Annotated in this window: 17 protein-coding genes and 2 tRNA genes; 14 read left to right on the forward strand and 5 right to left on the reverse strand. The window is 46.2% G+C overall.

What is annotated here, in order from left to right; translation table 11 throughout:
• Window positions 1–61: 61 nt before the first annotated feature.
• From E7L17_RS00295 to E7L17_RS00330, 8 genes are all read left to right on the forward strand, one after another.
• Window positions 62–1,960 (forward strand): NAD(+) synthase, encoded by a 1,899-nt coding sequence (locus E7L17_RS00295; RefSeq protein WP_316321281.1) that lies wholly within the window; start codon window positions 62–64, stop codon window positions 1,958–1,960.
• An 84-nt stretch (window positions 1,961–2,044) separates the two neighbouring features.
• Window positions 2,045–3,472 carry a sodium:alanine symporter family protein gene (locus E7L17_RS00300; protein ID WP_316321282.1) on the forward strand — a complete coding sequence of 476 codons (1,428 nt, stop codon included), beginning with the start codon at window positions 2,045–2,047 and terminating at the stop codon, window positions 3,470–3,472.
• 45 nt (window positions 3,473–3,517) lie between these two features.
• Window positions 3,518–3,754: a hypothetical protein gene (locus E7L17_RS00305; RefSeq protein ID WP_316321283.1), complete on the forward strand. Its 237-nt coding sequence runs from the start codon at window positions 3,518–3,520 to the stop codon at window positions 3,752–3,754.
• Between the two features lie 76 nt (window positions 3,755–3,830).
• Window positions 3,831–4,859 (forward strand): methionine ABC transporter ATP-binding protein, encoded by a 1,029-nt coding sequence (locus E7L17_RS00310; RefSeq protein ID WP_316321284.1) that lies wholly within the window; start codon window positions 3,831–3,833, stop codon window positions 4,857–4,859.
• Window positions 4,849–5,511 (forward strand): methionine ABC transporter permease, encoded by a 663-nt coding sequence (locus E7L17_RS00315; protein WP_316321285.1) that lies wholly within the window; start codon window positions 4,849–4,851, stop codon window positions 5,509–5,511. Before E7L17_RS00310 ends, E7L17_RS00315 begins: the two co-directional genes overlap by 11 nt.
• Window positions 5,512–5,544: 33 nt before the next feature.
• Window positions 5,545–6,393 carry a MetQ/NlpA family ABC transporter substrate-binding protein gene (locus E7L17_RS00320; protein ID WP_316321286.1) on the forward strand — a complete coding sequence of 283 codons (849 nt, stop codon included), beginning with the start codon at window positions 5,545–5,547 and terminating at the stop codon, window positions 6,391–6,393.
• A 163-nt stretch (window positions 6,394–6,556) separates the two neighbouring features.
• Window positions 6,557–7,249, forward strand: coding sequence for a hypothetical protein (locus tag E7L17_RS00325; RefSeq protein ID WP_316321287.1), 693 nt, complete (start codon window positions 6,557–6,559; stop codon window positions 7,247–7,249).
• A 165-nt stretch (window positions 7,250–7,414) separates the two neighbouring features.
• The gene (locus E7L17_RS00330) at window positions 7,415–8,167 is read left to right on the forward strand and encodes a MerR family transcriptional regulator (protein ID WP_316321288.1); all 753 of its coding nucleotides are present in this window, start codon (window positions 7,415–7,417) and stop codon (window positions 8,165–8,167) included.
• Between the two features lie 91 nt (window positions 8,168–8,258).
• Here the strand turns inward: E7L17_RS00330 and E7L17_RS00335 are convergent, their stop codons facing one another.
• From E7L17_RS00335 to E7L17_RS00345, 3 genes are all read right to left on the reverse strand, one after another.
• On the reverse strand, window positions 8,259–9,095 hold the full coding sequence (locus E7L17_RS00335) for a pirin family protein (RefSeq protein ID WP_316321289.1): 837 nt from the start codon (window positions 9,093–9,095) through the stop codon (window positions 8,259–8,261).
• 363 nt (window positions 9,096–9,458) lie between these two features.
• On the reverse strand, window positions 9,459–9,818 hold the full coding sequence (locus tag E7L17_RS00340; RefSeq protein ID WP_316321290.1) for an arsenate reductase family protein: 360 nt from the start codon (window positions 9,816–9,818) through the stop codon (window positions 9,459–9,461).
• Window positions 9,818–10,027, reverse strand: coding sequence for a YwbE family protein (locus E7L17_RS00345; protein WP_316321291.1), 210 nt, complete (start codon window positions 10,025–10,027; stop codon window positions 9,818–9,820). Before E7L17_RS00345 ends, E7L17_RS00340 begins: the two co-directional genes overlap by 1 nt.
• A gap of 465 nt (window positions 10,028–10,492) precedes the next feature.
• Between E7L17_RS00345 and E7L17_RS00350 the strand changes: the two genes are divergently transcribed.
• From E7L17_RS00350 to E7L17_RS00370, 5 genes are all read left to right on the forward strand, one after another.
• The gene (locus tag E7L17_RS00350) at window positions 10,493–11,902 is read left to right on the forward strand and encodes an MATE family efflux transporter (protein WP_316321292.1); all 1,410 of its coding nucleotides are present in this window, start codon (window positions 10,493–10,495) and stop codon (window positions 11,900–11,902) included.
• The gene (locus E7L17_RS00355; protein ID WP_316321293.1) at window positions 11,875–12,444 is read left to right on the forward strand and encodes a SprT family zinc-dependent metalloprotease; all 570 of its coding nucleotides are present in this window, start codon (window positions 11,875–11,877) and stop codon (window positions 12,442–12,444) included. Before E7L17_RS00350 ends, E7L17_RS00355 begins: the two co-directional genes overlap by 28 nt.
• A 110-nt stretch (window positions 12,445–12,554) precedes the next feature.
• Window positions 12,555–12,643, forward strand: a tRNA-Ser gene (locus E7L17_RS00360).
• Between the two features lie 38 nt (window positions 12,644–12,681).
• Window positions 12,682–12,771, forward strand: a tRNA-Ser gene (locus tag E7L17_RS00365).
• Window positions 12,772–13,100: 329 nt separating this feature from the next.
• Window positions 13,101–15,014 carry a hypothetical protein gene (locus E7L17_RS00370; RefSeq protein WP_316321294.1) on the forward strand — a complete coding sequence of 638 codons (1,914 nt, stop codon included), beginning with the start codon at window positions 13,101–13,103 and terminating at the stop codon, window positions 15,012–15,014.
• A gap of 301 nt (window positions 15,015–15,315) precedes the next feature.
• Here the strand turns inward: E7L17_RS00370 and corA are convergent, their stop codons facing one another.
• Complete coding sequence (gene corA, locus E7L17_RS00375) at window positions 15,316–16,335, reverse strand: magnesium/cobalt transporter CorA (protein ID WP_316321295.1); 1,020 nt, start codon at window positions 16,333–16,335, stop codon at window positions 15,316–15,318.
• Between the two features lie 241 nt (window positions 16,336–16,576).
• On the opposite strand from corA, the gene E7L17_RS00380 reads away from it, so the two are divergent.
• Window positions 16,577–16,765, forward strand: a complete 189-nt coding sequence (locus tag E7L17_RS00380) for a ferredoxin (RefSeq protein WP_085832232.1) — start codon at window positions 16,577–16,579, stop codon at window positions 16,763–16,765.
• Window positions 16,766–16,827: 62 nt separating this feature from the next.
• Here E7L17_RS00380 and E7L17_RS00385 read toward each other — a convergent pair whose 3' ends face one another.
• Window positions 16,828–17,322 carry an HD domain-containing protein gene (locus E7L17_RS00385; RefSeq protein ID WP_316321296.1) on the reverse strand — a complete coding sequence of 165 codons (495 nt, stop codon included), beginning with the start codon at window positions 17,320–17,322 and terminating at the stop codon, window positions 16,828–16,830.
• Between the last annotated feature and the right edge of the window lie 78 nt (window positions 17,323–17,400).

The raw sequence follows: 17,400 nt of genomic DNA on the forward strand, positions 1-17,400 counted from the left end.
GATTACGGAAAAGGCTTGCCAGTTTGAGCATCGGCCATTCCAAGTTGGAGGAATATTTGAAATGAAAGACGGTTTTTTCAGAACAGCTGCTGCTACCCCAGTGATTCGCATTGCGGACTGCCAGCACAACAGCACGGCCATTATTGAACTGATACGCCAAGCGGAACAGCAAAAGGTGGGCGTTGTCGTTTTCCCGGAACTGTGCATTACTGGCTACACCTGCGGCGATTTGTTTCGCGACAGCACCTTAATCGAAGGCGCACAGGAAGCGCTGACCCGCATCCTGAAAGAAACGCGCAATATGCAAGTTATCGCTGTTATTGGTGTGCCCGTTGCACTCAATGCAGAGCTATATAACACTGCTGCGGTCATTCAGCAAGGTAAAATTCTGGGACTAGCCACCAAGCGGAACATTCCAAACTATTCTGAATTTTATGAGGCGCGCCATTTTTCCCCCGCGCCCACTACACGTGAAATTACTTTTTGTGGGCAACGCACACTCCTTGGCGGCGATCTACTGTTTTGCTGCCGCTCAATTCCGGATCTGATGCTTGGGGTAGAAATTTGTGAGGATTTGTGGATGCCCGAGCCGCCTTCCGCAAAATTGGCCTCCTGCGGGGCTACAATTATTGTAAATCCCTCTGCCAGCGACGAGGTGATTGGCAAAGCCTCTTACCGCCGTTCCCTTGTTGCCGGGCAATCTGCACGGCTAGTAGCCGCCTACGCATACGCAGATGCGGGCGAGGGAGAATCCTCAACCGACATGGTATTCTCTGGGCATAACTTAATTGCGGAAAATGGCAACCTATTGGCTGAAGCACCGTTGTTTACCACCGGACTGCTGTGTGCCGACATTGATTTGCAGCGCTTAGTGCAAGAACGCCGCCGCATGACCACTTGGCAGAGCGGCAGCGGCTGTACGACGATTCTGTTTGATCAATCTACCACTCCGCTTGAGCTGCACCGCAGTTTCCCCTGCCTGCCGTTTGTTCCTTCCGACTCTGCAGATTTATACGAGCGCTGCGAACTGATTTTAAACATGCAGGCAGAGGGTCTAAAAACTCGCCTACGCCATACTGGTGGCAAATCTGCCGTAATCGGTCTTTCCGGTGGGCTGGATTCCACACTCGCCCTGTTGGTTGTGGTACGCGCGTTTGATTCGCTTCATATTCCCCGTGATGGCATTACCGCAGTCTCTATGCCGGGCTTTGGTACAACCAGCCGCACTAAAAACAATGCTTCTGGGCTCGCAGAAAGCCTTGGCGTTGCCTTCCGCGAAATCTCGATTGCCGCCGCGGTAGAACAACACTTTAAAGACATTGGTCACGACCCTAAGGTACACGATGTGACCTATGAAAACTCGCAGGCAAGAGAACGCACACAGGTTTTAATGGATATCGCGAACCAAACCGGCGGTATCGTGATTGGTACCGGTGACCTTTCGGAGCTTGCACTTGGCTGGGCGACTTATAACGGCGACCATATGTCTATGTACGGAGTTAACGCCTCTATTCCCAAAACATTGGTACGTCACTTGGTTCGCCATGCCGCAGAATATAGCGAACCTACGGTACGAGAGCTGTTGCTCGATATTCTGGATACCCCCGTAAGTCCTGAGCTTCTTCCTCCGGTAAATGGTGAAATCTCTCAAAAGACAGAAGATTTAGTTGGCCCCTATGAGCTGCACGATTTCTTCCTGTTTTATATGCTGCGTTTTGGCTTTCGTCCTACGAAAATTTACCGTATGGCATGTATGGCATTTGCGGGAAGCTACGATGACCAGACCATCAAGAAATGGATGCTGATTTTCTACCGCCGCTTCTTTGCTCAGCAGTTTAAACGCTCCTGCTTGCCGGATGGCCCCAAAGTAGGAACGGTCACGCTTTCCCCTCGCGGAGACTTCCGCATGCCAAGTGATGCAAGTTCGCGACTGTGGCTGGATGAAATCGAAACACTATAATCGGATTCTTCTACTTTTAAACGAATGAAAAAATGCGTCTTTGAATACACCTGTTAGTACAGGTTGTAGGAGGAGGCGCTTTTTTTGAACATCTCTGCGGTAATTGAACAACTAAACGATATTCTCCATCCCCTGCTCTGGGGATGGCCGGTTCTTGGTGCCATTTTGCTGGCAGGAGCCAACTTTACCTTCCGTTCTGGCTTTTTTCAGCTTACTCATTGTAATTTATGGGTTAAAAATACATTTGGTAAACTTTTAAGCCAAAATTCTCGCAGTAAAGAGGGGATTTCACCCTTTCAGGCCGTCTCTACTGCACTGGCTGGCTCTATCGGAACCGGTAACATTGTAGGGGTCGCCACTGCCATTACCATTGGTGGAGCAGGCTCTATTTTTTGGATGTGGATTTCGTCCTTGCTTGGAATGATGACCATTTTCTCCGAAAACGTTCTGGGCATGAAATACCGGATTAAAAATTCAGACGGCACCTGGCTAGGCGGCGCTATGTATTATTTGGAGCGCGGTATTCACAGCCGAGGGCTTGCCGTTATGTTCTCCATTGGCTGTGTGTTAGCCTCCTTTGGGATGGGCAACATGGCGCAGTCTAACTCCATTGCCGGTGCGCTGCAAGACAGCTTTGGTATTGCTCTGCCCATTACCGGTGTGGTACTTGCCGTGCTATTAGTAGTTATGACCTTTGGGGGTATTCGCCGCATTGCGCGGGTAGCAGAGTACCTGGTTCCCTTTATGGCAATTGGTTACCTCGTAGCGGCTGGCATTGTTCTGTTTTATCACCGTCAGGTACTGCCGGAGGTCTTCCGGCAGATCGTAGAAGAGGCCTTTGGCCTGCGCCAAGCTGCTGGCGGAATCGGCGGTGCCGCCATGGCAAACGCTTTAAAAACTGGTGTTTCCCGTGGGGTATTCACCAACGAGGCTGGGCTTGGAAGCTCCGTTATGGCGCACTCCGGCAGTACGCTAAAAGAGCCGGTGGAACAAGCTATGTGGGGAATTTTTCAGGTCTTTCTGGATACGATTGTAATGTGTACGATAACGGCACTTGTTATATTATGCAGCGGCAGCCTTGCTACCGGTAAAGACGGAGTCGCCCTCTCAGCAGCGGCTTTTTCGTCTGTATTTGGCAGCTATGGTGGGGTGCTCATTTCGATTTGTATCACTCTATTTGCGTTTGCTACCCTGTTGGGGTGGTCTTATTACGGTGAATGTGGTGTACGTTACTTGGTGGGTAACCGAGCCGTACCTGCGTTTCGCATTCTATTTGCCTTTTCCGCCATTGCGGGCTGCACGATGGATTTACACCTTGTTTGGGAAATTAGCGATATTTTTAATAGTCTGATGGCTTTCCCAAACCTCATTGCACTGTTCCTACTTAGTGGTGAAGTCATAGACGAAACCACAAATTACCTTTCAAAATGCCGCCAGCGTAAAAAGGCCGAAGGAAAACAGCGCAAAACTGCCAAAAAACAACCGAATTATAGGTTGCGTAATGAAAAATAGCGGGGTCATACATTAAAGCTATAGCATTAAATAGATAAACCCTATATGTCTTATATGACTTTTTCATTGACATTTAAAGAAACGGTTCCTATAATAAATATAATCCCCAACAAAACAAAAGTAAAACAAAAAGCACTGCCTGCAAGGTTTGTAAAATGCTTGGCGGCCACACAGGAAAATACGCGCACTTTTGCTGTGATGATGAGCATTTTAGAACGCTTGCAAGCGCAAAACTTACATTTGAGCTGCAAAGAGAATTCTTTTTCCAAAACCCTGTTTTAACCGCGATGCTCCCCATTTACTAACTGCGCATTTTGGTATATACTATTAGGGTTATTGTAGAAAAGGAGGGAATCTTGTGGCATCTCAAAACTTGATTGAGATTCAAGATTTGGAAAAGACATTCCAAACAAAAAGCGGCACTGTTCACGCCTTAAAAGATATTAATTTAGAAATTCAGCAAGGGGATATTTTCGGTATTATTGGTATGAGCGGCGCCGGAAAAAGCACTTTGGTACGGTGCATAAACCTATTGGAGCGCCCAACAGCCGGCCGCGTTTTGTTTGAAGGTAACAACATTGCCATGTTAAACGATACGCAGCTTCGAACGGTACGCCGGTCTATGGGGATGATTTTTCAGCAATTTAACCTTCTGATGCAGCGCAATGCAGAAGATAACATCTGCTTCCCGCTTGAAATTTCAGGAGTAGACAAAGCAACGGCAAAAAAACGAGCAACAGAGCTTCTGGAGCTGGTAGGGCTTTCAGACCGTGCAAAATCGTACCCCTCTCAGCTTTCTGGCGGACAAAAGCAAAGAGTCGCCATTGCCCGGGCTTTGGCATCAAACCCTAAGGTTTTACTTTGCGATGAAGCCACCAGCGCTCTCGACCCCACTACTACCGCATCCATTTTGGCTTTGCTGAAAGACATTAACCAGCGGCTGGGGATTACCATTATCATCATCACGCATGAAATGAGCGTTATTGAACAAATTTGCAACCGCGTTGCAATTATTGACAAAAGCCATATTGCCGAGGTTGGCAGCGTAGAAGAAATCTTCTTCCACCCCAAAACAGCGGCAGCACAAAAGCTTGTTTATCCGGATGGCCGCAAGAGCGAACCCTTTTCGGCACAAGACGCCTCTTCCACCAGCTACCGCATTGTATTTGACGGCAACTCCTCTTTTGAGCCCGTAATCGCAGACATGGTGCTGGAATTTAAAATTCCCGTGAATATCATTTATGCAGATACGAAAAATATTGATGGGAAAGCGTTTGGTCAGATTGTAATTCAGGTACCCCAGCAAGAATCCCTGCGGGAGAATATGCTGCGTTACCTGCAACGACGTGGGCTAACTGTTGAGGAGGTGACCGGCCATGTTGGATAATGCAACTGTTCAAATGCTGTTGGTTGGCGTTGGTGAATCGCTGTATATGACGCTTTTCTCTGCCATATTCAGTTACATCATTGGTTTGCCGCTTGGCATACTGCTTGTAATAAGCGCAAAAGATGGCATTCGCCCCAATGCACCGGTTTATAAGATCTTAGACATTATTGTAAACATTACACGTTCCATTCCGTTCCTGATTTTAATGGTTATGATTATTCCGGTAACACGTGCTATTGTGGGTACCTCGCTTGGTTCCACAGCGGCTATTGTTCCATTAACCTTTTCGGCGGCTCCCTTTATCGCTCGAATGGTGGAATCCTCTTTAATGGAGGTTGATAAAGGAGTCATTGAGGCGGCTCACTCCATGGGTGCCTCAAACTGGCAAATTATTAAGAAGGTGCTTATACCAGAGGCTTTCCCCTCTTTAATTAACGGTGCAACCATTGCATTCGCTACCATTTTGGGGTATTCGGCAATCGCAGGCTTTGTAGGCGGCGGCGGTCTCGGAGCCATTGCGGTGAATTACGGCTACTACCGCTATCAAACAGACATTATGCTAATTACCGTTGCTCTGCTGGTTGTACTTGTACAAATTTTTCAAGAAATTGGCATGCGCTTCGCCAGTAGAAGTGACAAGCGCAAATTCTAAAACAGATACGAAACGTATGGAGGTATATTGATTATGAAAAAAATTCTTTCAGTACTATTAGTGGCAGCCCTTTCTGTTTCTGCTTTGGCAGGCTGCTCCAATGGTTCTTCTAACAGCAGTGCGGCAGCACCCGGCTCTAGTTCAGCAGCAGAGCTGAAAACCATTAAAATTGGTGCCTCCCCCACGCCTCATGCAGATATTTTGAAGAAAGCAAACGAGCTTCTCAAAGCAAAGGGCTACCAACTGAACATTCAAGAATTCAACGATTATGTACAGCCCAACCTTGCACTTGAAAACAAGGAGTTGGATGCAAACTACTTCCAGCATATTACCTACCTCAATGATTTTAACAAGGAAAAGGGCACACACCTTGTTTCTGCTGGTGACATTCACTACGAGCCATTCGGCATTTATGCAGGCAAAACCAAAGCCTTGGCCGACTTGAAAGACGGCGCAACCATTGCCGTTCCTAACGATACCACAAATGAAGCTCGTGCACTCCTACTTCTGCAAGATCAGGGTCTGATTAAGCTGAAGAAGGATATTGGAATTACCGCGACTAAAAACGATATTGTTGAAAATAAAAAGAACCTGAAAATTCAGGAAATTGAAGCGGCACAAACCGCCCGTTCTCTGCCTGATGTTGACCTTGCCGTTATTAATGGTAACTACGCCATTGCAGGCGGCCTGAAGGTTGCTGACGCGCTTGCAACTGAATCTGATGCCTCTTTGGCCGCTACTGCTTATGTAAATGTAATTGCAGTGCGTGACGGCGACCAAAGCAAGCCCGAAATTAAGGCTCTTATTGAAGTGCTGAAGAGCGATGACATTAAAAAGTATATTGAAGACACCTACGCAGGTGCCGTGGTTCCTTCCAAATAATCTTCGTAATATTCTAAAATATAAAAGGATGCTGTTATATACAGCATCCTTTTTTGTATCTTGAAGTATCTTGAAAGAAAAAGCATTTGTATATTAAGTATTCTTCAACTCAGTCGATATAAGACATGAGTATGTAAGAATCAAACAAGCTGGAGGTTACGTAATGTATACGTTAGGAGTGAGTGAGTCCCCTCAACTACAAAAGAGGAATTCCAATACGGGAATTAAACTAGTTGTTCCCAATTGGAATACGACCCCTCATAAAGAAATGGAACGGCCATCCGACACTGAGTTTGATTCTATTATTGACAATCTGGCAAAATTACTAGCAGAAGCACATTATCAACAAGACAACAGTAAATATAACCAGCTATGGTCTGTTGCTGAAAATGCAAGAGCACAGTATATCTCTGCCGTATCGCCAGATCGAGCTGCTTTGGCAACTCAAGCGCAGCAATACTTTAGCAAACTGGGCACAGAATCCAATGAAAACGGCAACGAGCCGCAAAATATCATTGATTTTCTGAATCAAAAGGAGCATATGGAAGACCTGACCAAAGATGGCCATTACAGCGTTTCTCTCAGTTCCGGCACAATGGTAGTAACCGGGTCTGATTTACAGCCGGATACCTTTGATTTAAAATGCAGTCCACTCGGTCAAACGGTGATGAGCCATAATCCGAATGGATGGACTTGGACAGCTACACCGCAGGAACAAATGATGAGCAGCAGTTTTCTAAACCGACTGAACTCCGCAGAAGATAAATATTACCGAGAGATCTCAGGCATTCGTTTTTCGCCATCCTTGCCAACCGGCATAGAACGCACCGGCAACCGATTGGATACCAGAGCCTAATATTCGCTCTCTTATTTACTTTAAATTAATAACAAAACGGGGTACTCTATTTATTAAGAGTTACTCCGTTTTTATTTTTTTCAGTGTTTGAAATAATTTTAATTTAGGTATTGACCCTGACGCGGCGTCATAGCTTAAGATACTTTTTGAGGGGAGAAATTTAAAATGAATATCAACGAGGTTGCTAGCCTAACTGGCCTGAGCGTGCGCACGCTGCACCACTATGATAAAATCGGCCTATTAATCCCAAATAGAAATAGCGAAAACGGGTACCGAGAGTATTCCGAAGAAGATTTAAACCGACTGCAGCAAATTTTATTCTTCAAGGAATGCGGATTTCCCCTCTCTGTCATCCAAGAAATGCTCAAAAACCCAGAATTTGACCAAGATCAGGCATTTCAAATTCAAAAAGAGTATTTAATGCACGAGCGCCAACGGATTGACACCATGCTCAATACCCTACTCAAAACACAGCAAACATGGAAAGGAGAACTCACCATGACACCAAAAGAAAAATTTGAGGGCTTTGACCTTTCAAAGAACCCCTATAAAGAGGAAGCCAAACGCCGATGGGGCGAAGAGGCTGTTGAAAAAAGCAGCCAAACGATTGCCGCCTTAGGCAAAGAAGGACAAAATGCACTTTCGGAGCAAATGAACGATATTTTCCGCACTCTTGCTGAGGTTCGCCATTTACCGGCAGACTCACCCGAAGTAGCGGAACAGATGGAAGTGTATTATCGTTTTCTAAACGATAATTTTGGCTATCACTACTCACCGGAGGCTTTTGCAGGGCTTAGCCAACTTTATGTGAATGATACCCGATTTACAGAAAGCATTGACCGCTTCGGCGAAGGGCTGTCCGTATTTTTATCGCAGGCGATGGAACATTATTCGGCAAAACTGAAAGACGTTATTTAATTTACCGTTCCGCAGCGAATGATTAAAATGCACCAAGTGTTAAAAGGAAACGACGAACCAAAATTGGTTCGTCGTTTCTAAACTTTACTTATTAAGCTTTTACAAAAGTGCCTTGCTCCAGCTCCAAAAATGCTTGCTGTAATTCTTGGCGCGTATTCATAACGATAGGCCCGCCCCATGCAATGGGTTCTTTTAGTTCAGGGCCACTGAACACCAGAAAACGCACGCCCTGTTCACTCGCCGTTACAGAGAACTCATCTCCCTTACCATAAAGCACCGCATGCTTTTCCAGTACCGCACCATTTTCTTCCGCAAACGTGCCCGCTCCACGCACCACATACAAAAACACCGTATGATTGGCAGGTGTAGTGCAAGTCCACTCGCGGCCGGGCTTTAGCTCAACGTCGAGCATCGTCATGGGTACATATTCTCCTTGCCCAGGGCCATTGGTTCCCTTGTAGCTGCCCGCTATTACGCGCGTTGTACCCTCTTCGCTTTCAATCGCCGGCACTTGCTCCGCACGAATGTCGTGGTATTTGGGTGCGGTCATCTTATCCTTTGCCGGCAGGTTGAGCCAAAGCTGTACTCCCAGCATACGGGGGCTTTCCTTTGGCATCTCCTGGTGCAAAATCCCCCTGCCTGCCGTCATCCATTGGCAGCAACCGTTATCAATACTGCCACGGTTGCCGAGACTGTCTTGGTGCTCTATGATACCCTCAATGAGGTAAGTGACGGTTTCAATTCCACGATGAGGATGCCACGGGAAACCTTTCACATAATCTGCCGGATCTGTTGAATCAAAGGCATCTAACATCAAAAAAGGATCAAATTCTTCTACATCCGGTCGGCTAATCACACGCACCAAGCGCACCCCTGCGCCGTCGTACTGTGTGCTGCCAGTTACTGTTTTACGAATTGCTCTTCTCATGCTATGTTCCCCTTTCAGTTATTAAAAATTAAATAATAATAATTCTTATATTCGCTTAAAGTATAACATATCTCTGCAAATTTTACCAGACTCTAAAAACCACTATGCGAATGCGACTTTTCTCTGTTTTTGTGCTATACTAAAGGTATACAGAAAGGATGTGTAGCCAAGTGGATAAGATGATACCACGGGAGAAAATGAGTAAATCACAGCGAAGAACGCTTGACCTGCAAAAGCGCGCCAACTGGGGCGGCATAAACCCCGTAACACGCAAAACACCGAATGGAAAAGCATATAACCGTAAAAAGACTCAAAAAGGAGTGGAGGATGATTTCCGCTGTTTTGAGTCTTTTTCTTTATCTATTATTTTAGTAGCACGGTTTCCCATTCTTTCTCACGAAAACCAATCAAAACTGTTTTGCCATCCGTTAATATTGGCCGCTTAACGAGCATTCCGTCCGTTGCAAGCAGCTCTAGCTGCTCTTCTTCACTCATTTCCGGCAGCTTTTTTGAAAGCTCCTGTTCCCGGTAAAGCAACCCGCTGGTATTAAAAAATTTACGCAGTGGCAAGCCGGATGCAAGATGCCATTGGGCAAGCTCTTCTTTCGATGGATTTTGCTCTTTTATATTTCGCTCCTGTATCACAATGCCATGCCCCTGTAGCCAACGCTTCGCTTTTTGGCAGGTAGTGCATTTGGGGTAGCAAACAAACAAAACCTCCATTACGCTTCCTCCTGTTCCTCTAACACACGCTGTACTCGGCCTACAATGCCGGAATCCAGCATTACTTTTATTCCATGCGGGTGGCTTGGGCTTTTGGTGAGTAAGCGAGAAACACGCCCTCGGGTTAATTTGCCCGTTCGCTGGTCTTGCTTTTGAACCACATCCACACATGCGCCAACTGTTATGTTTTTTCTTTGAGTTCCATCCATGGTGATGTACTCCTTTCTGCAAAAGAAAGAATATGCAATTCTTACTCTTCATTTTATATATAGTCAAAAATGCTTTGCTTTAAGCAATCTCATACGCCAAGATGGTTATCCAATCAACAGCTTTCATGTTCTCTTAGGCTTCGAAAGCTTTGCTTAATTATAGCATAAAACCAAGTAAGCGAAAACTACCTTATCGTAACTACCAACACAAAGCCTGTAACAAACCCACCTTTATTGCCTTTTCTTTAGTATGCAAAGCAAAAGTGCCTGAAAATAGAATGATTTTTTTATTTCTTTTGGGTTGTTATCCCGTGACAAACCGCAAGTTTCGTTGTATAGTATAACACATTACTACGTTTATTTTCACTTTCTTGCGCTTTGCGTCTCAATCCAATGGTGAACAGCCCTTGATTCGCCGGTACATATTATTGTACCTTTACCCATTACAGCTTTTAAGGAATTGGTGTGATTTTGTTGCACAGCAAAACGCTTTATATAATAAAACAAAAAACGATCTACTTATTAGAAAAATACCTTTCTGGTAAGAGCATTCACTACCAGCAGATTCTTGCCCTTGCTCTCCCTGTGTTTCTAGAGCAAGCATTTATTCTTGGTATCAACTTCTTTAATACCGCACTCATTAGTACTGCGGGTGTAAACGCCATCAGTGCGGTAAATATGGTGGACTCCCTTAACCTGCTCATGACTACTGTTCTGGTTGCAGTGGCAACTGGCGGAACGGTTGTTGTAGCGCAGTATCAGGGGAGCCATAACAAAGAGATGGTTTCACGCTCTACGGAACAAACGGTATCCGCAGTACCTTTTTTGGCGCTCGCCATGGCTCTTATTTTAATTGTATTTCGTGATCCTGTTTTATGGCTGTTGTTTGGCAGTGCCGATGCAGAGGTATTTTCGAATGCCCGGCTTTACCTACTGGGCAGTGTTCTTTCTTACCCTGCGTTTGGAATTTACCAGGGCAGTGTATGCTGCCTGCGTGGTGTAGGGCGTACCCGCCCCGCCTTGGCACTCACTCTGATTACGAACGTATCTTACGTGCTACTGAACCTGCTGTTTATTTCCGTCTTCCATTGGGGCGTCATGGGAATGGCAGTTGCTATCAACATTGCGCGTGGACTCGGTGCTCTTTGTTCCCTTATCTTCCTGATTCGCTTAGACGATACTCTTCATTTTAATTACAAAGGCGCTTTGCGCCCAAACCGTGATATACTTCGTAAAATTATGTTTATCGGCCTCCCCTTTGCCGCAGAACAGGTATTCTTTAACGGCGGCAAACTGCTCACGCAAACCTTTATTGTTGCACTAGGAACCTTGGCGATTACTTCTAATGCGATTTGTTGGTCGATTATTATGGTTTTGCAAATTCCCAGCAATACCATTAGTCAGGTAGCCGTAACCATCATTGGCCAGTGTATGGGGCGGCGGCAGATTGACGATTCCAAAAAATTCATTCGTTCCTTTTTACTACTCTCCAGCCTTTGCTATGTGTTTATGCTGGTACTTGTGCAGCCACTACTCCCCGGCCTCATTGGGGTTTTTAACCCGCCGGAGCAGATTATACCAGAGATACGCCGTATTGTAATTGTAACGGCAATCGCAATGCCCTTTGTATGGTCCCCCAGCTTTATTATACCGGCATCGATCCGTGCGGCAGGAGACGCCAAGTTCAGCTCCATTGTTGCGCTCATCTGTATGTGGTCTCTGCGCGTAGCGAGCGGTTGGCTGCTGGCAATTCCGCTTGGCTTTGGTCTTATTGGCATTTACCTTGCCATGATCATTGAGTGGGGTGTTCGTGCAATCATCTTCTATCATCGTGTAAGGGGTAACAAATGGTATGCACACCACCTAATCGACTAACCCGTACTGGAAAGGAAGGCATCATGCTACCGGAATATACCTTAATCCGCTCCAAGCGCAAAACCCTTTCGCTGGAGGTTACCCGTGATGCGCAGGTGATTGTACGTGTTCCAATACGCTGCAAAAAGGCTGCAATTGAAGAATTTGTGGCCCAGCGTGAAAACTGGATAAAAGATGCAATGGAGCGCCAGCGCAAACGGGCGCTCCAACACCCTGAACCAACTGCAGAAGAGAAAAAGAAGCTATTGCAGCGTGCAAAAGAAATTCTGCCGGAGAGAGTCGCATATTACTCCAAACAAATGGATCTTACCCCTACCGGCATTCAAATTACAGGTGCCACAACCCGCTTTGGCAGCTGCAGCCCCAAAAACAAGCTATGCTTTTCTTGGCGATTGATGCGTTACCCTATGCCAGCAGTGGATTATGTCGTCGTTCATGAGCTGGCACACATTCGCCATAAAAATCACGGGAAAGAATTTTACGCACTGGTGGCATCGATACTGCCAGATTATAAGGAACGTTGGCAATTATTAAAAGAATGAATCCAAAAATCACAAAAAGAGCACAAACAGGCACTTTTTGCATAGAAATTGTGCAAAATCCATTGACATAGCATACAAGTTATGGTATCATAACTCTCGCACCTTGTGTTGGAGGGGTGTCCGAGTGGTTTAAGGAGCTAGTCTTGAAAACTAGTGATCCCGCAAGGGACCAAGAGTTCGAATCTCTTCCCCTCCGCCATTCATTTTTTATGGACAAACCTTAAAATAAAATAATTTGGAGAAATACCCAAGTGGTGAAGGGGCTCCCCTGCTAAGGGAGTAGGTCGGGTAACCGGCGCAAGGGTTCAAATCCCTTTTTCTCCGCCAATACCGCAATAACATTATGTTATTGCGGTATTTTAGTTATAGTTAAAACCAATTCGTTTCAACAAGATTTATTGTTTATTATATTTTATTTCTCATATTATTAAATAAAATCCTCTCTGCTGTCTATATCAGCAAGAGGATTTTTTGCTATAATAGCGATTTATAAGCTTGCCGAATACAACCCTCAATTCAGCAACTCTCACAATTATTGAAGAAACAAATTTACTCACACGCATGGGACAAGACAAAAAGCTTAACATATTATGGAAAACGCTGCTTTATTAAGCCAAATAGTAAATTAAATAAAAATTTAATGTGGGAGAATGTTTATGAGTAATATTGCACTACAAATTGAACGTAGCAGTGCTGGTTCCGTTGCAGCTCAGGAAAACGTTATCTTCGAATCAATCGTCTATTCTGCCGGAAATATCAGCTACAACACTGTCGCCGGAATAATTACCTTTCTTGAAACCGGAAGATATATGATTGAATGGTGGGTAGCGACACAATCCTCAAGATCCACAAACGGAGTGGTATTCGCACTTTCCTCTTCTCAGGGAGATTTTTTGGAAGGAAACTCTCCTGCCAAAACAAGCGAAGTAGTCGGAATGGGAATTATAGAAGTCACTGTAGCACCAGCTACAGTATCGTTATTAAATGCAAGTGACGCAGCCGTTTTCTATTCATCGTCCACCCCTTTGTCGGCTACTCTTGTGGTAATAAAGGAAGATGACTCTTCAACAGGTCCCACTGGCGCAACGGGTCCAACTGGACCAACTGGACCCACAGGTGTAGGCGAGACTGGCGCAACTGGGCCTACTGGACCGACTGGTCCCACGGGTGTTGGCGAGACTGGCGCTACCGGGCCTACTGGGCCGACTGGTCCCACGGGTGTAGGCGAGACTGGCGTAACCGGGCCTACTGGGCCAACCGGACCTACAGGTGTTGGCGAGACTGGCGCTACCGGGCCTACTGGGCCGACTGGACCCACAGGTGTTGGCGAGACTGGCGCTACCGGGCCTACTGGGCCGACTGGCCCCACGGGTGTTGGCGAGACCGGTGCTACCGGGCCTACTGGGCCAACCGGACCTACAGGTGTTGGCGAGACTGGCGCTACCGGGCCTACTGGGCCGACTGGACCCACAGGTGTAGGTGAGACTGGCGCAACCGGACCTACTGGGCCCACAGGTGTAGGTGAGACTGGCGCAACCGGGCCTACTGGGCCGACTGGTCCCACAGGTGTTGGCGAGACTGGCGCAACCGGACCAACTGGACCAACTGGACCCACAGGTGTAGGCGAGACTGGCGCGACCGGGCCTACTGGACCAACTGGACCCACAGGTGTAGGCGAGACTGGCGCAACCGGGCCTACTGGGCCTACTGGTCCCACGGGCGTTGGCGAGACTGGTGCTACCGGGCCGACTGGCCCGACTGGACCTACAGGTGTTGGCGAGACTGGCGATACCGGCGCTACCGGGCCTACTGGGCCGACTGGACCCACAGGTGTAGGTGAGACTGGCGCAACCGGGCCTACTGGGCCGACTGGTCCCACAGGTGTTGGCGAGACTGGACCGACCGGGCCTACTGGACCGACTGGACCCACGGGTGTTGGCGAGACTGGACCGACCGGGCCGACTGGGCCAACTGGCCCCACGGGTGTTGGCGAGACTGGCGCTACCGGGCCTACTGGGCCGACCGGACCTACAGGTGTTGGCGAGACTGGCCCGACCGGGCCTACTGGCCCAACCGGACCCACGGGTGTTGGCGAGACTGGTGCTACCGGGCCGACTGGGCCAACTGGCCCCACGGGTGTAACGTCGGCAGCGGACTACTTTGTGGCTGGCCTTTCTAATAATATCGGCGCCCTAGGTGGCGGTGCAATTATCCCCTTTGATACTGTTGTGGTTCCTAGCCCAACACCGGATATTCAGCTAAACACTACAACCGGAGTTATCACTCTTCAACCTGGAGTCTATCAAGTTATGGCTACCCTGGAATGTTTTGTTATCCCAAACGAGTTCATCTCTTTGTACTTTACCTTAAACGGCGCCGTAGTAAAACATGGAGGCGGTGGTGTACGAAGCCGATCCCCTAGTAATGATAATGTGTGGTGTACCGCTTACAGAATTATTCAAGTTACTACAGTGAATTCTCAATTTGAAGTGAATCTAACAGGTACTGCTTTAGACGTATATGGTGATCAGCCAGAAGGTACTTCTGTTCAAATCTTAAAGATTGAGTAAGCTTACCCCTTGGCATGAATCGGATCGAACTGTTGATAACAATTCCAATGGGACAGCTATATTCTATAAAATATCAGAAACTTATGTGGACGTAGCTCCGGCCACCACGACCTCCACTTATGAAATACGAGCCTATGCTTACGATGCAACCAACATCACTATAATATCCTCAGGCTATAGAAATTCGATTAACTTGCTTATCGTCTAGTTTTAAAAAGCAGGTAGCCTTGAATTTTCAAGGCTACCTGCTACAAATATAAAGAAATAAATATTAAAAAATGAATAGGCAGCACTTCAGCAGTTATAACCACTTCTTCTTTTTGAAAAAGAGAAGCATACCAATCACAATGCCTATCATCAATCCCCACACCATGGGGTACCCCCACGGCTGACTCAGCTCCGGCATGTATTTAAAATTCATTCCATACACCCCAACAATAAAGGTAAGCGGAATAAAAATGGTAGAGATAATGGTGAGAACCTTCATAATTTCGTTCATGCGAAAGCTGATATTGGAGTAATGCAGGTCAGCTAGGCCAGAGAGCAGGTCTCGGTAGGTTTCAGTGGAATCAATGGCCTGAATAATATGATTGTATACATCGCGCAGGTACGGCTCTGATTCTTGGGAAATCAGCTCACTCGATTCCTTATCCATGAGTGAGGCAACGTTGCGAAGAGGCCAGATATGCCGATTAACCAGCAGAAGGTGTTTCTTTATGGAGCGGATTTGCAGCAAATGCTGTTTACTTGTCCGCTCCATAATGCTGTCTTCCAAATCATCAATTTGGTTGCCAATGGTTTCGAGAACATCAAAATAGCCATCCACAATCGCATCGAGCAGTAAATAGGCTAAATGATCCGCTCCCATGGAGCGCACACGGGTATCCACCTGAATGCGCCTGCGAATGCTCTCGAACACATCTCCCTTGGTATCTCCAAAGGTAAGCACATAATTATGCCCGAGTAAAATATTGGTGTGCTCTATAATGAAAGCTTCACCTGAAAAATAAATCATCTTTGTTACAATAGAGAGAAAGCCATCGTATTCTTCTACTTTGGCGCGCTGAAATTGATTACGAAGATTATGAATCACCAATGGGTGAATGTGAAAAACTCTTCCCAGCTCCTTTAGAAGTTCTTCACCGCATGGGCCATCCACATTAACCCAGCGCACATGGTTCTTTTCAATATTTGCTAAAGGATCGAGGATTGGTGCTATTCGAAAATCCCAAAAGGTAATGTTGCAGGCCTCTGCGTTATAATCAAAGATTTCAATCGAAGGATTCTCTTTTTCTGGAACGGCACTGTTTCTTTCTACCACCGGCAAAACCTCCCACCAATCAATGTTTGCTAAGACTCGTTATTCCATATGCTTATTATATCACTCTTGAGCGAAATGACAGCTTTTCTTTGTAATCTTTATAAATTCTTTCAAATTTATAAAATATATTGGTTGCATCTGGTAAATTCTATTACTTAGCTGTAAAATGAAGGCAGTTGGTATGAAACCCAGCATAAATGGAAATAATTCCTTATGATTACAAAAAGAAAGGATGTTGTTTATGAAAGCGATGCTCGATAGATCTGGTTGTATTTCTTGTGGTCTATGTCCAGAAACCTGCCCCGAAGTATTCCGCATGGGAGACGATGGCGTAGCAGAGGTTTATGTAGAGGATGTTCCTGAGAGTGCAGAGGCATCTGCCGTTGAAGCGCAGGAAGGGTGTCCTGTTTCTGTTATTACCGTAGAATAATGTGTTTAAAAAGCTGAGGCAGCCTTACCAATGGCTGCCTCAGCTTTTTTCTTTTCAAGTGCTTATCCACACAAATACATCGTGCGTAGCAATTGGCTGCCAGACTTTGTTCGAAACAGCTTCGTAAGCACTTTACGTATTGCGTCCTCACTCAAATGATCTTCATACGCATTTACCAAAAAATCTGCTTCTACGAGTATTTGATGATCCAACTGCTCAATGGAATCGTAAGTATGGTGGTGGCCCACAAGCCAGCAAACCCGGCTGACAAATGCCTGCGGATAGCCGAGCGGAAGTAAAAGCGCTTCGGCTTCCGGCGGGCCTTCCAACTCTTGGTACTTGCCGGCGCTGCTGTTGTATTTTTCTTCGCTTCGCTTAATTCCAATGTCGTGAACTAAGGCAGCAATCTCAAGTATTTCTTGTGTTTGCGAATCAAGCTGCTCCAATTCCCCGATTAATTTGGCGAACTGATGCACCTTTAAAAAATGCTGAATTCGTTTTGGGTCACCAGAGTAATAATCAATCATACGAATTGTAACGTTCTGTATTTCTCTCATTTTATACCACTCCTATTGCCCTGCCATATTCTTTTCTTCTTTTATAGCACACGAAGGGCATTCCTGCAACCGAATTCT

Source organism: Clostridium sp. (assembly GCF_032576335.1).
In the GTDB taxonomy this organism is placed as follows: Bacteria; Bacillota; Clostridia; order Oscillospirales; family Acutalibacteraceae; genus Faecalispora.

Bases quoted from the DNA above. Each gene is read 5' to 3' on its own strand.
- E7L17_RS00295 (WP_316321281.1), top strand. From the start codon at position 62: ATGAAAGACGGTTTTTTCAGAACAGCTGCTGCTACCCCAGTGATTCGC.
- E7L17_RS00305 (WP_316321283.1), top strand. From the start codon at position 3,518: ATGTCTTATATGACTTTTTCATTGACATTTAAAGAAACGGTTCCTATA.
- E7L17_RS00315 (WP_316321285.1), top strand. From the start codon at position 4,849: ATGTTGGATAATGCAACTGTTCAAATGCTGTTGGTTGGCGTTGGTGAA.
- E7L17_RS00320 (WP_316321286.1), top strand. From the start codon at position 5,545: ATGAAAAAAATTCTTTCAGTACTATTAGTGGCAGCCCTTTCTGTTTCT.
- E7L17_RS00325 (WP_316321287.1), top strand. From the start codon at position 6,557: ATGTATACGTTAGGAGTGAGTGAGTCCCCTCAACTACAAAAGAGGAAT.
- E7L17_RS00330 (WP_316321288.1), top strand. From the start codon at position 7,415: ATGAATATCAACGAGGTTGCTAGCCTAACTGGCCTGAGCGTGCGCACG.
- E7L17_RS00335 (WP_316321289.1), bottom strand. From the start codon at position 9,095: ATGAGAAGAGCAATTCGTAAAACAGTAACTGGCAGCACACAGTACGAC.
- E7L17_RS00340 (WP_316321290.1), bottom strand. From the start codon at position 9,818: ATGGAGGTTTTGTTTGTTTGCTACCCCAAATGCACTACCTGCCAAAAA.
- E7L17_RS00345 (WP_316321291.1), bottom strand. From the start codon at position 10,027: ATGGATGGAACTCAAAGAAAAAACATAACAGTTGGCGCATGTGTGGAT.
- E7L17_RS00355 (WP_316321293.1), top strand. From the start codon at position 11,875: ATGGTATGCACACCACCTAATCGACTAACCCGTACTGGAAAGGAAGGC.
- E7L17_RS00370 (WP_316321294.1), top strand. From the start codon at position 13,101: ATGAGTAATATTGCACTACAAATTGAACGTAGCAGTGCTGGTTCCGTT.
- E7L17_RS00380 (WP_085832232.1), top strand. From the start codon at position 16,577: ATGAAAGCGATGCTCGATAGATCTGGTTGTATTTCTTGTGGTCTATGT.
- E7L17_RS00385 (WP_316321296.1), bottom strand. From the start codon at position 17,322: ATGAGAGAAATACAGAACGTTACAATTCGTATGATTGATTATTACTCT.